The following is a 13,209-nucleotide window of genomic DNA, read 5'->3' as shown; positions in this document are numbered from 1 at the left end:
TCGGCGCCCGTGCAGCACCTTGTTTGTGCATGCACCTGAGTCGATAGGAGAGGGTTTTGCCCGTTGTGACCTTGCATCAACGTTTGCGCGAGCTGGATGCTGCACGCCTGCGCGGCATGCAGCGCGGCATCGAAAAGGAAGGCTTGCGAGTCCAGCCCGACGGCAGTCTGGCGCGTACACCGCATCCCGCTGTGCTGGGTTCTGCCCTCACGCATCCTCATATCACCACCGATTTCAGCGAGTCTCAGTTGGAGCTCGTGACCGGGGTGCATGCGCGTGTCGAAGACTGTCTGCACGAGCTGGAGACCATCCACCGTGTGGTGCTGCAATCTCTGGGCGACGAATGCATGTGGGCGGCGAGCATGCCCGGGCAGTTGCCACCCGATGCGGACATTCCCATCGGGTATTACGGCAGCTCGAATGTGGGGCAGGCCAAGCGGGTCTATCGATTGGGTTTGTCGCACCGTTATGGCTCGCGCATGCAGACCATTTCGGGCATTCATTACAACTGGTCCTTCCCCGGCGCAACAAGCGAAGACTATTTCGCGTTGATCCGGAATTTCCGGCGCCACTCCTTTTTGCTGTTGCGCTTGTTCGGCGCATCGCCGGCCGTGACATCGGCGTTTGCGGCCGGGCAACCTCATGGTCTGGACGCCATGAGTGCGCATACGCTGTACCTGCCGTATGCAACGTCTTTGCGCATGGGGCGATTGGGCTACCAAAGCGATGCGCAGTCTGCGCTGTGTGTGAGCTACAACGATCTGGAAGGGTACGCCGATTCCCTGCATGAGGCGCTGACCGTTCCGTATCCGCCTTACGAAGCCATTGGCATTCACGACCCTGCAGGCGGCTATCGTCAGTTGGCCACCAGCTTGCTGCAGATTGAAAACGAGTTCTACAGCACCATTCGTCCCAAGCGCGTGATTCGTTCGGGCGAGCGTCCCTTGCATGCTCTGCGTGAGCGCGGTGTGGAGTACGTGGAAGTGCGCTGCATGGACGTCAATCCATTCTTGGACGTGGGCATTGATGCGCACACGGCAAGGGTGCTGGATGTGTTCCTGTTGCAGGCCATGCTGTCCAGTAGCCCGCCAGATAGCCCGGATGAGGTGCGCGCGCTGCAATCGAACCTGCTGCTCGCCGCCTCGCGCGGGCGCGAGCCCGGTTTGCAATTGATCCGAGAGGGTCAGCCGATCAGTCTGGCGGACTGGGGACTGGCACTGCTGGACGAGGGCGTGGCGGTGGCCGAGGCCATGGATGCGGCGTGTGGTGGGCACGCTTACGCAACGTCGTGGGCACGTGCGCGTGAGGATTTCCTGGCGGTCGAACAGTTGCCTTCTGCCCGGGTGCTGGCCGCCATTCAGGATCAGTATGCGGGGCGCTTTGATGCGTTTGCGCTGGACCGCTCTGGTCTGGTCAAACAATCACTGTGCGGTGTGTCATTGACCGATGATCAACAGGCCGTCTGGCGGCAGATGGCCGATGTGTCGGTTGCGGAGCAGGCGCGCATCGAGTCCGAGGATGTGCTGCCTTTCGAGTTGTTCCGTCAGGCCTACATTGATCCTCAAGGGCTGACGGTGGCCGCATCCAGTTCGACCACGGCCTGATCAAAGTCGTAATCGCTGACGGCTTTGTGCGTCGCACGCAGTCGGTCTGCCCACGGATGTCCTGCGATGGACTGCATGAGACCGTTGAGCACGTCGACCGCCTCGCTGTCGCTGTTGACCAGCAATTCTCGCAATTGCTGCAGTGACGCTTTCAGGTGAGCTTCGTCCACCTGATCGGTTGCGGCTTGGGGGGAAGGTGTGTCGTGCGCACTGCAAAACGCGGTCAGCCCATCCAGCACTTGGGCGAGCACGGTGCTGGTCACTTGCAGCAGTGAGGCGATTTGCTCGCCTGGCGCACGGCTCGCGCAAGCTTGCTCCAGTGCATGGGCCGTGGTGGCCAGATCGTTGGCGCTGATGGTGCCAGCACTGCCACGCAGTGTGTGAGCCAGGCGCGTGGCCGTTGCAAAGTCATGTGCCGACAGCGCCTGCGCAAACTGCTCGTTGAAGTGAGCGTAGTTGTTCAGGAAATTGCGCAGCAGCCGCATGTACAGCTGTGGATCATTCAGTGAGCGCAACAGACCAGCTTGCGTGTCGATGCCAGCCAAGGCCGGGAAATCCTTGGGGGCAGGGGCCGCGCTGACGCGTCTGCTCGCGGCATCTGCGGCGTTGCTGGGGTGTGCCGGCTTGATCCACTGGCTCAAGGTGGTGAACATCTTTTCGACATGGATGGGCTTGGCGATGTGGTCGTTCATGCCAGCCTGAAGTGCCAGTGCTTTGTCGTCAGCCATGGCGTTGGCCGTCATGGCAATGATCGGCAGGTGTGACAGCTGACTGTTGGCGCGAATGTGTCGCGTGGCGGTATAGCCATCCATGACGGGCATCTGGCAATCCATCAGCACGCCGTCAAAGGCGTGGTCGGCATGGAGAATGTCCAAGGCCGCCTGACCATCGGCCGCAATCACGGTGTCAATGCCGGCTCGTGCCAGCAACTCGACGGTCAATTGCTGATTCATCTCGTTGTCTTCCACCACCAGCATGCGTGCCCCTCGCATGGCGATGACGGACTCTTCAAGCTCTTCGCTGCGCTGTGTGGCGCGCGTCTCGGCCGGCGAGGCGTGGCCCAAGCCTTCACTGATGGCTTCGAGCAGGGTGGATGCCGTGGTGGGCTTGCTGAGAACGGACTTGAGTTGCACGCCTTGCAGCCGCGCATCATCCAGGGCCTCCTGGCGCCCGAAAGCGGTCACCATGATCACGGCGGGTGTTTGATCTTCCATGGCCGCTTGCAACTGATGCACGGTGTCAATGCCGTTCATGCCGGGCATGCGCCAGTCAATCAGCAGCAAGTCATAGGGATGCCCCGACTCGCTGGCCTGGCGGATGACTTTCAATGCATCGGAGCCGGAGGTGGCCTCATCGACCGACAGCCCAAAGGCCCTGGTCATCGAGGCCAGGATTTCGCGCGCGGACGTGTTGTCGTCCACGGCCAGGACCCGCTTGCCGCACAGGTCCTCTGCCTGAATCATGCGGCGTGGCTCGACATGCGTCTGCACACCGAAGCGTGCCTCGAAGTGAAAGCGCGATCCTTTTCCAAACTCGGACTCCACCCAGATCTTGCCCCCCATCATGTCAACCAGACGCTTGGAAATGGCCAGCCCCAATCCGGTCCCGCCATACTTGCGCGTGGTGGATGAATCGGCTTGCGAGAACGAGCGGAACAGGTGTTCCCGCTGTTCTTCCGTCAGGCCAATGCCCGTGTCCTCGACCACAAAGTGAATCACCGCTTCTTGCTCGTCGCGCTGGGTTGATTCGACCGAGACCAGCACCTCACCTTGGTCGGTGAATTTGACGGCATTGCTGCAGAGGTTGGTCAGGACCTGGCCCAGTCGCAGGGGATCACCCATGAGCATGGTGGGGACGCTCGGGTCGATCTTGAACAGCAGTTCCAGTCCCTTGTCTTCTGCACGAATCCCGATGATGTTGGACAGCTCTTCCAGCACATCTTCCAGTCGGAAACCGACTTGTTCCAGTTCCAGCTTGCCGGCCTCGATCTTGGAGAAGTCCAGAATGTCGTTGATGATGCCGAGCAAGCCTTCCGCTGATCGATGCACCTTCTGGATGTAATCGCGCTGCTTGGGGCTCAGATCGGTTTTCAGAGCCAGGTAGGACATGCCGATGATCGTGTTCATCGGTGTGCGGATCTCGTGGCTCATGTTGGCCAGGAATTCGCTTTTGGCCTGTGTGGCCACTTCAGCGGCTTTCTTGGCTTGCGTCAGTGGGGTGATGTCCGAGAACGTGCCCACAAGACCACCCGGTGAGCCATCGACATTACGGAAGCCTTTGACGCGGTAGAGCGTGTCGTGCAGTTGGCCATCCGAAAATGGGATGGGCATCAGCTTCTCAACCGATCCTGCCGTGGCAATCATGGCCTGATCTTCTGCCTGATAGGCCTGCCGATCTGCTTCCGGCAGGTAATCCAGGTCGAGCACGGCTTTGCCGATCAAGTCATCACGCTTGACCGAGAAGGTGTCCTCATACGCTTTGTTGAAGCCCAGGAAGCGGGTGTTGGCATCCTTGTAAAAAAGGGGCGTCGGGATGGCGTCGATCAAAGCCTGCTGAAAACCCAGTTGGTGGCGCAACTGCACGGCCTTTTCCCTTCGCAAGGTGCGATTGCGGAACATCAGCGCAAACAGGTAGAAGGTGCCAAGGCTGGCAAAGAACGCAGATGCCATGACCACCATGCGGCTCTGCGGCGGCGTGATGGCATCCAACGGGGTCAGGCTGACCATGGTCCAGTTGCCTGCAGGATCTCGCCAGTCCAGCGATTCACGTCCGACGGCGTATTGTCCGGAGGGGAGCGAGAGAAGGTCGCCATCCAGGCTCGGCAAGGTTTTGAGGGGGGCGCCTGCTGCGAAGAGGGGGCCATACTGTCCCGCCGCTTGCAGGGCTTGCTGACGAACTGGGGAGGCATCGCCACCCACCAAGGCGAACAGCCACTGGGGCTGACTGCTGGCCATGACCACGCTGTGGGGGCTGACCAGTAAACCCATGGATGCGCCCACCGTGTGCAGCGTGCGATCGAGGAAGTCGGGGTCATGGCGTGCGACGAGCATGCCGATGATCGGGCTGGCGGCAGTGCGATCTTGGTAAATCGGGGCAGCCATGTAGATCATGCGCTGTCCGGTACTTTGGCTGATGGCGGCGGTGACGTTCGGAATGCCGCGCATGGCCGTCTGGAAATAGCGCCGGAAACTCAGGTCACTGCCGAGTACGCGTTGGCTGCCTGTGTGGTCCCAGACGCCGGTGATGATGCCGCGTGCATTCGTGACGAAGACATGGTTGGCGCCGATGTTGTGTGCGATGGCGTCCAGCGCCGACGTGTTCAACGTCTGGCCTTCCTTGGCCGCTGGCGGTGCAGGCAGCAAGGCAAGCGCCTTGGTTTCCTGCTCCAGTTGGCCCGCCAGTTTGAGGGCACCCATGGACTGACTGTTGAGCGTCAACTCTTCCAGCAGACCGCGATCTTGCTGAATCTGGTCGTGCAGGCTGTCACGGTAGTCGAGCAGGGCCTGTTGGCGATAGAAGTGATCGCAGATGCCAGCCACGCCCGCACTGATCAGCAGGCTGATGAACAGAGTGACTACCTGGCGTCCGATGGGAGAGATGAGTTTGGGCGCTGGAGGCATGCAACAAAGTCCTAACCTGGGGGCGGGGTGCCTTCGTCGGCGAAGCGCTCCGCGATGGCGATGAATTCATCTTGCAATGCCAGAAACGCGTCCAGCACGTCCGGATCGAAGTGGGTGCCGCGGCCAGCCACCATGATCGTGACCGCCGCATCGTGCGTGAAAGCCGGCTTGTAAACCCGCTTGCTGATGAGGGCGTCATACACATCCGCCACAGCCATCAAGCGCGCACAGATGGGGATGTCGTCACCGCCAATGCCCTGCGGGTAGCCCGTGCCATCCCACTTTTCCTGGTGGCTGTAGGCGATTTCCTTGGCGACACGCAGGAAGTCGACCTCCAGGCCGAGGCGGTTCTCGGAGGCCTGAATCGCATCACGACCCAAGGTGGTGTGCGTCTTCATGATCTCAAACTCCTCTTCGGTCAGTTGAGCGGGCTTGAGCAAGATGCGATCGGGGATGCCCACCTTGCCGAGATCGTGCAAAGGGGCCGATTTGAAGAGCAGATCAATCATCTCGTCCGTCAGGTAGTGACTGAAGCGAGGATGTTTTTTGAGTCGCTCCCCCAAGGCTTTGACGTAGTGCTGCGTGCGGCAGATGTGGTTGCCGGTCTCGTTGTCCCGTGTTTCGGCCAGCGAGGCCATCGTCAGGATGGTGACGTTTTGAATGGCCGTCAACTCCTGGGTCCGTTGCGCCACCTCGCGTTCCAGGATGCTGTTTTGATTCTTCAAAAAGTCGGCTGCAGCTTTGGCCTGCAACTGGGTGGCGACGCGTGCCAAGACAACCGGTGGGTTGATGGGCTTGGTGATGAAGTCGGCCGCCCCCAACTCCAGCGCCTTTTTCTCACTCTCGCTGTCTGACAACGCGGTCAGGAAAATGATCGGGATGTCGCGGGTATCGGGGTTTTCTTTCAGCAGTCGGCAAACGACGTAACCGTCGACGCCCGGCATCATCACGTCCAGCAAGATCAGGTCTGGTGCGGGACGCGTCTGGGCGATCCGAATGGCTTTTTCGCCATTGTTGGCCACTTTGACCGTGTAGCGGTCTTTCAGAAGACAGGACAGCAGCGACAAGTTGTCTGAGGTGTCGTCCACGACCAGAACGGTGGCCGATTTGTCCGCGGGGGTGGGGTCCATGCTAGATGTGCCAATCGGGATCGCCAATGGGGTGAACTCAATATGCTACGCAGCCCTGTGAAGGGGCGGTTGTGCGACGCACCGTCACGGGTGTTTTGTGCTTGATGCGGGTCAAGGTCGAACGCTTCCGTCCGCATCCCCCTTGGCTGGGTGGAAAAGGTGTCCGGATGTACCAATGTTGTGACGCTGGGGGTGTTCCTGTTTAGAGTGGCGTGAGGCGTCGTGAAGCCGCCAAAACATTCAAACAGGAGGAACCGAACATGACCATGCCAACTTGGTTGGGGGCAGCGTTGGCCAGCGTGGCTTTTGCGGGGGCAGCGCATGCGAGCGACATTCAGTTGACCTTTGATGCTGATGCACAAGGCATCAGCGCCGTAGGCGGGACCTTGAGCCACGATGCATCGGGGTATCTGGTGCAAAGCGATGTCGATGGCGGCATCATGTCTCTGTATCTGCCCTCGTCCTTGCTGGGCAATTGGTCCCGTTTCTGGGGCGGTACCTTGTCGTTTGATGCCGTCAACCTCAGTGGAGTCGCCTCTGACTGGGGAGACTTCGGGCGTGTGACCCTGACGGGTTCAGCCGGTGAGGTCAGTTTTGACTTGGCGCCTGGTAGCGCACCGGATGCCCGCTGGACCAACTTCTCGGCGGATTTGACGCCAGCCAACTGGGGTGGGAACTTGTCGGCCGTGTTGGCCAATGTGACCAGCGTCAGCGTGTCGCTGGAGTCTCACGATGGCTATGGCCCCGCCAACAGTGAAGTCAACGGCTTTGACAACTTCAAGGTGTCGGCTTCGGCCGTGCCAGAGCCCTCTACCTGGGCGCTGCTGGCGACCGGTTTGGCCGTGCTGGCGTGTATCCATCGACGCCGTTCGCGTCATTGAGTCGGGACGGCTCTGTGGCGACCACCTCAGGTTGCGCGGAGCCTGTTTCAGTCCGTCCTGATCAAGGTGTCTTTGATGTCCGCGCTATTGAACTCTCTCGCCCGTCTTTGTGGGGGGATCGCCAGCATCCTGGTGACGGCGTCCCTGTCTGGCTGCGGTGGCGGGGGATCCTCTGAGCCCGCCAATGCCCCCTCCGTGCGACCGACGGGTTTTGTCGCCGTGGCAGCGGGCGCCACACATTCTGTGGCCATCAAGGCCGACGGCAGCCTGTGGACCTGGGGTTGTTCGACCTACGGCGACGCCTGTGACAAGACTGCAGCGACCAGTCAGGCGCCGACCCGCTTGGACGCCACCAGTGCCCAAGCCTATGCCGCCGTCTCATCGGGCGAGTTTCACAACCTGGCGCTCAAGGCGGATGGCTCCTTGTGGGCGTGGGGCAAGAATGAAAATGGCCAACTGGGCAACGGCACGAATGTGGATGAGACACGGCCCACTCGGGTTGGCCAAGGTGTGTATCAGCAAGTGAGTGCGGGTGGCGCGCACTCTGCTGCGATCGACCGTGACGGTGGTTTGTGGACCTGGGGGCAGAACACCTATGGCCAGTTGGGTGATGGCGGGAGCGACGCCACCTCTGAGCCGAAACAGATCATGGTGGGGACCCAGTTCAAGGCCGTGGCGGCTGGGCCGTATCACACCGCCGCCATCGACACCGCAGGCAATCTGTGGACTTGGGGCGGGAATGGGTCTGGTCAACTGGGTGACGGCAGCAACCTGACCAACCTCGCTCCTCAGAACATCGTCGTTTTGTCCACCAACAGCACGCCACTCAAGTTCAAGCAGGTCTCAGTGGGGCCGACCAATACCGCAGCGATCACCGAGGGTGGGGATCTCTATGTGTGGGGCTGGAATGGATACGGGCAAGTGGGTGACGGCTCTGGTGCCGACCAATGGACCCCCGTGAAGATTGCCGGTGCCGGATATACCCATGTGTCCATGAACGAGTGGCATGGCTTGGCGGTGAAGCAAGACGGCAGTCTGTGGGCTTGGGGAAGCAATTGCTGCGGACAGATTGGCAATGCCCCCCGGGCTGATGCCCCCACGCCGCTTCAAGTCGGCGTGCCTGGCACTTACCGCAATGCCGTGGCAGGTCGCTGGCACAGCGTGGCACTGGGTCAAGACGGTCTTTTGCGAGTGTGGGGTGACAACAGCTACGATCAACTGGGGCAAAGTTGCGAGCAAGCCTATTGCTCGGTGAACGTGCCCGCCGGGCTGGATTTTTAGTTTCCGTCGACCTCGTCGAGCATCAGGCGCTGAACAGTGCCTGACGAACCTCTTCCATCGTGGGTCGTTCGCCAACGTGCGCGTGGGTGCAACGCGCCTGCCAGTGGCGTAAAGCTTGAACGCGGGGATCATCGCTTTCGGTAGCGGCGGCGCCTCGCAGTAACTCTTCGAGCAAGTGGCCAAACGCCAGGGTGTCCATCTTCTCCAGCGCATCGCGGGTGGTCCGTTGCGCCGCACCAGTCGGCAGGAGGGACGCGGCCCCGAAGTCACCCAGCAACGCCTGCCCGTCCGAGCGCCACAGGATGTTGTGCGCATACAGATCGCCGTGCAGGACGCCGCGGGCGTGCAGGTGCGCGGTCGCCGCAGCCATGCCTTGCGCCAGGCGCCAGGCGATGTCGATGGACCAGACCGCATCCGGTGCGTACACATCGCGGGTGCAGCTGTCCAGGCTGGGCGGGCCGGCCAGTACGCGCCAGCTGGCATCCAACTGTGGCATCACCAGGCCTTGCCGATCCTCCGGGTGACCTTGCAGCACCCCATGCACGGGGATCAGGTGCGGATGTGTACCTGCGGTCAGGCAGGCCTGGAGTTCCTGATCCGGCAGCCCGTCGCTGGTCAGCGCGCCCTTATAGAGCTTCACTGCCACGGCTTCCGGTTCGGTGGACGGCGTGCGCTGCCAGGTGCCCGCATGGATGTGACCGGACGCGCCTTCGCCCAGCAACTGGGCCAGTGTCAGGCTCGACCAGGGGATGAGCGGCCAGGACGGCGTCTGCGTCGGCGCGTCCGGGGACGAGGCGCTTGCCTCACATGGGTTGCCCCCATAGGCCAGCCAGGCCAGTTTGGGCAAGGTCAGCAACCAGCTGGGCAGGGTCTGGACATCATTGGCCGAGATCCGCAGCAGACCCAGTTGCTGGCAGGCCGCCATGCTCTCGGGCAGGGTGCGCAAGCGGTTGCCCGCCAAAGCGACCTTTTCTAGGCCGGGGCACTGGCCGATGGAATCGGGCAACGAAGCAATCTCGTTGGCCGTGAGGATCAGCCAGCGCAGCGTGGGCGGCAGGGCCGTGTCGGGCACATGGCGGATGAGGTTGGACTTGAAACCCACCATGCGCAGGCTGGGGTGGGCGCCCAGGTGTTCGGGCACCGCAGTGAAGTCGTTGTCTGAGCAGAACAGCACCTTGAGGCGCCGTAAACGGCTCAGGTCGGGCAGTTGCCTCAGGCGGTTGCCGGTGAGGTTGAGGACCTCCAGCGTGTCCGCCAGCTCAAACACCTCTGGCGGGAGGTCGGTCAGTTCACAAGACAGGTCCAGGCGTGTGCAACCGGTCAGTTCACCGGCGCGCAGACGGCGCAAGGTGTCCTGTGACATGGGCGGTCAGCGTGATGTGTGCGCGTGTCGAGGGCTCATTCGCCCCAGCGAACCTGGCTGGCGCCTTGCGCATGGCGCACGATGCCCTGCTCGATGGACAGGTGCCCTTCAACCAGCCAACGCACGGCTTGCGGGTAAATGACGTGCTCTTGCTTGAGCACGCGTGCGGCCAGGTCGTCTTCGGTGTCGCCGCTCAGCACGGGCACGGCCGCCTGGGTCACGATGGGGCCGTGGTCCAGTTCGGGGGTCACGAAGTGCACGGTGGCACCGGCCAACTTGCAACCGGCTTCGATCGCACGTTGATGCGTGTGCAAACCGGGGAAGGACGGCAGCAAGGAGGGGTGGATGTTGAGCATCTTGCCCTCGAAATGGCGCACAAAGCCTTCGGTCAGGATGCGCATGAAGCCGGCCAGCACCACCACGTCCGGCGCATAGCCGTCGATCACGCGGGCCAGTTCGGCATCGAAAGCCTCGCGGCTGTCGAAGGACTTGTGGTCGACCACCGCCGTGGCAATGCCGTGGCTGGCGGCAAATTGCAGGCCGCTGGCCGAGGCCTTGTTGCTGATCACGGCCGCGATGCGTGCGGGCCAGCCCTCGCGTTGACAGGCGTTGACGATGGCCTCCATGTTGGAGCCGCGACCAGAGATCAGGATGACGATGTTCTTCATGACGAACGAGAGTGTAGCGGGGGCGCGTCCTACAATTCCGCACTTCTTTGCCTTGATTTTTGGCCCGTCATGACTCAACGCGTTCTCACCGGCATCACCACCACCGGCACCCCCCACCTTGGCAACTACGTCGGCGCCATCCGTCCGGCCATTGCCGCCAGCCGCGAGGCCGGGGTCGAGAGCTTTTTCTTCCTGGCGGATTACCACGCGCTGATCAAGTGTGACGATCCGGCACGCATCGCCCGCTCTCGTCTGGAAATTGCCGCCACCTGGCTGGCCGCTGGCCTGGACACCGATCGCGTCACCTTCTACGCCCAGAGTGACATCCCCGAGATCACCGAGCTGAACTGGCTGCTGACCTGCGTGACCGCCAAGGGCCAGATGAACCGCGCCCACGCGTACAAGGCTTCGGTGGATGCCAACGTCGCCAAGGATGAAGATCCGGACGCCAACATCACCATGGGGCTGTACTGTTACCCCATCCTGATGGCGGCCGACATCCTGATGTTCAACGCACACCGCGTGCCTGTCGGGCGCGATCAGATCCAGCACATCGAGATGGCCCGTGACGTGGCCATGCGCTTCAACCACCTCTACGGTGGTGGCAAGGAACTGTTCGTGCTGCCGGAAGCCGAAATTGAAGAGTCGGTAGCGACCTTGCCCGGTCTGGATGGCCGCAAGATGAGCAAGAGCTACGACAACACCGTGCCATTGTTTGAAGGCGGTCCCAAGGCCTTGAAGGAGGCGATTGCGCGCATCGTGACCGACTCGAAGTTGCCCGGTGAGCCCAAAGATCCAGAGGGCGCGCACCTGGTCACCATCTATGACGCCTTTGCCGATGTGGCCCAGCGTGAGGCATTCCGGGCTGATCTGCGTGGTGGCCTGGCGTGGGGTGAAGCCAAGCAACGCCTGGTTGACCTGATCGAAGCCCATGTGGGACCGATGCGCGCGCGCTATGCCGATCTGGTCGCACATCCGGATCAGATTGAAGCGGTGCTGCAAGCGGGGGCCGACAAAGCTCGCGCCCGTGCGACCCCCTTCCTCAAGGAGCTGCGTCATGCCGTGGGCCTGCGCCGCATGGTAGCGTCGGGTGCGGTGCAAGCCAAGGCCGAGGTCAGCGAAAAGGCGGCCTTGCCCGTGTTCAAGCAATACCGTGAGGCCGATGGTCAGTTCTATTTCAAGCTGACAACGGCTGCAGGGGACTTGCTGCTGCAAAGCGAAGCCTTCGCTGAAGGGCGCGCGGCGGGCGCCTGGGTCAAGCGCTTCAAGACCGAAGGGGCTGCGGCCTTGGGGGAGGCGCCTGTGGCCGTGGCCGAGGGCATGGCCAGTGCCGAGGTTGAAGCGGCGCTCAACGCCGTGCAAGCCCACGAGGCTCAAGAAGCTGCGGCCAAGGCGGCCAAAGCCTGATTGCAGCGCCATGGCCGGCATTCATCGCACAGACATCGAGGCGGCTCACCGTTGGTGGTGTGAACGCACCAGCCAGGTGGGGGATGTGCCGGTGGCGCAGGCCGTGTCAGCCTTGGCGGAATTGCTGGCGCTGCTGGATCAGCACGGCGAGCAGGAGTGTGACGAAGCCTCGATGCCCGAGCGGTTTCGCTCGCCTTGGTTGGCTTGGTATGCACGCCAGCCTGACACACCATGCATCGCCATCTGTTCAACCAGTCAGGGTGATGCCGTGTGCAAAGGCTGCGGGCGCACCTTTGCCGAAGTGCAATGCTGGCCTGAAATGACGCCCGCAGAAAAGCGTGCCACCTGGCGCCGCATCACCCAAGAGCACACGGCCTGGCGTTTCAATCGCTACGCCGAGCGTGCGGCCGAACGCCGGACCACTACCCCTTGAAGGGGGCAATGGGCTTCAACGGGCCCTTGAAGGCTTCGCTGGCCAGCTTGCCCGGCAGCGGTGAGAAATCCACCCACTGTTCGGGCACGTCGTAATCGGGCAGGTGATCCAGCAGGTGACGGATCAGGGTCAGGCGCCCCACGCGCTGGTCGTTGAAGTCCACCAAGGTCCAGGGGGCATGTTTGGTGTGGGTGGCCTCCAGCATGGCGTCGCGGGCTTTGCCGTAGTCCTGGTAGCGCTCGCGGGCCTCCAGATCAATGGGCGACAGCTTCCATCGCTTGAACGGGTCATCGCGCCGTTCGGCAAAGCGGCGCTCTTGCTCGGTCTGATCGACCGTGAGCCAGTACTTGAAAAGCAGCACCCCGTCGTCCACCAGCATCTTCTCGAAGATGGGTGCCTGCTTCAGAAAACGCTCGTATTCGTCCTTCGAGCAAAAGCCCATCACCTTTTCAACGCCGGCCCGGTTGTACCAACTGCGGTCGAACAGGGCGACATGCCCGCCACTGGGCAAGTGGCTGATGTAGCGCTGGAAGTACCACTGGGTGTTTTCGGCTTCGGACGGTTTGCCGAGGGCCACGATCTGGATCTGGCGTGGGTTCAGACTGTCGGCGATGGCGTTGATCACGCCGGTTTTGCCTGCCGTGTCACGTCCCTCGAACAAGATCACCAGGCGTTTGCCGGTGTGCTGCAGCCAGCGCGCGACGCGGTTGAGCTCCAGCTGCAGGGGCTCCAGTCGCTCTTCGTAGTCTTTGCGACTCATGCGGGCACCGTTTTTGTGCACGCCGTCCTTGTTCTCGCTGTGATGACCGTTGGCCATGGTGT

At 61.9% G+C, this 13,209-nt stretch carries 10 protein-coding genes; 5 read left to right on the top strand and 5 right to left on the bottom strand.

The window, feature by feature from the left end:
• The first annotated feature begins 65 nt into the window (after positions 1-65).
• On the top strand, positions 66-1,604 hold the full coding sequence (gene gshA / locus ACMV18_RS04325; RefSeq protein ID WP_420816838.1) for a glutamate--cysteine ligase: 1,539 nt from the start codon (positions 66-68) through the stop codon (positions 1,602-1,604).
• Here gshA and ACMV18_RS04320 read toward each other — a convergent pair.
• Together ACMV18_RS04320 and ACMV18_RS04315 are read right to left on the bottom strand one after the other, a co-directional pair.
• The gene (locus ACMV18_RS04320; RefSeq protein WP_420816825.1) at positions 1,562-5,224 is read right to left on the bottom strand and encodes a response regulator; all 3,663 of its coding nucleotides are present in this window, start codon (positions 5,222-5,224) and stop codon (positions 1,562-1,564) included. The two genes, gshA and ACMV18_RS04320, sit on opposite strands and share 43 nt — an antisense overlap.
• 11 nt (positions 5,225-5,235) lie before the next feature.
• Positions 5,236-6,354: a response regulator gene (locus ACMV18_RS04315; RefSeq protein ID WP_420816824.1), complete on the bottom strand. Its 1,119-nt coding sequence runs from the start codon at positions 6,352-6,354 to the stop codon at positions 5,236-5,238.
• A 260-nt stretch (positions 6,355-6,614) separates the two neighbouring features.
• Between ACMV18_RS04315 and ACMV18_RS04310 the strand changes: the two genes are divergently transcribed.
• Both ACMV18_RS04310 and ACMV18_RS04305 read left to right on the top strand, forming a co-directional pair.
• On the top strand, positions 6,615-7,235 hold the full coding sequence (locus tag ACMV18_RS04310; protein ID WP_420816823.1) for a PEP-CTERM sorting domain-containing protein: 621 nt from the start codon (positions 6,615-6,617) through the stop codon (positions 7,233-7,235).
• Positions 7,236-7,310: 75 nt separating this feature from the next.
• Positions 7,311-8,516 (top strand): RCC1 domain-containing protein, encoded by a 1,206-nt coding sequence (locus tag ACMV18_RS04305; RefSeq protein WP_420816822.1) that lies wholly within the window; start codon positions 7,311-7,313, stop codon positions 8,514-8,516.
• 22 nt (positions 8,517-8,538) lie between these two features.
• Here ACMV18_RS04305 and ACMV18_RS04300 read toward each other — a convergent pair whose 3' ends face one another.
• Both ACMV18_RS04300 and purN read right to left on the bottom strand, forming a co-directional pair.
• The gene (locus tag ACMV18_RS04300) at positions 8,539-9,879 is read right to left on the bottom strand and encodes a leucine-rich repeat-containing protein kinase family protein (RefSeq protein ID WP_420816821.1); all 1,341 of its coding nucleotides are present in this window, start codon (positions 9,877-9,879) and stop codon (positions 8,539-8,541) included.
• A 35-nt stretch (positions 9,880-9,914) separates the two neighbouring features.
• On the bottom strand, positions 9,915-10,547 hold the full coding sequence (gene purN, locus ACMV18_RS04295; protein ID WP_374255427.1) for a phosphoribosylglycinamide formyltransferase: 633 nt from the start codon (positions 10,545-10,547) through the stop codon (positions 9,915-9,917).
• A gap of 69 nt (positions 10,548-10,616) precedes the next feature.
• Between purN and ACMV18_RS04290 the strand changes: the two genes are divergently transcribed.
• Positions 10,617-11,954, top strand: coding sequence for a tryptophan--tRNA ligase (locus ACMV18_RS04290; protein WP_420816820.1), 1,338 nt, complete (start codon positions 10,617-10,619; stop codon positions 11,952-11,954).
• Positions 11,955-11,964: 10 nt separating this feature from the next.
• Positions 11,965-12,387: a DUF1289 domain-containing protein gene (locus ACMV18_RS04285; protein WP_420816819.1), complete on the top strand. Its 423-nt coding sequence runs from the start codon at positions 11,965-11,967 to the stop codon at positions 12,385-12,387.
• On the opposite strand, the gene ppk2 is transcribed toward ACMV18_RS04285, so the two are convergent.
• Complete coding sequence (gene ppk2 / locus ACMV18_RS04280; protein WP_420816818.1) at positions 12,377-13,204, bottom strand: polyphosphate kinase 2; 828 nt, start codon at positions 13,202-13,204, stop codon at positions 12,377-12,379. The two genes, ACMV18_RS04285 and ppk2, sit on opposite strands and share 11 nt — an antisense overlap.
• Between the last annotated feature and the right edge of the window lie 5 nt (positions 13,205-13,209).

Source organism: Aquabacterium sp., from assembly GCF_048860245.1.
GTDB lineage: Bacteria > Pseudomonadota > Gammaproteobacteria > Burkholderiales > Burkholderiaceae_C > Aquabacterium.
This window is presented reverse-complemented; position numbering and strand designations above follow the sequence as displayed.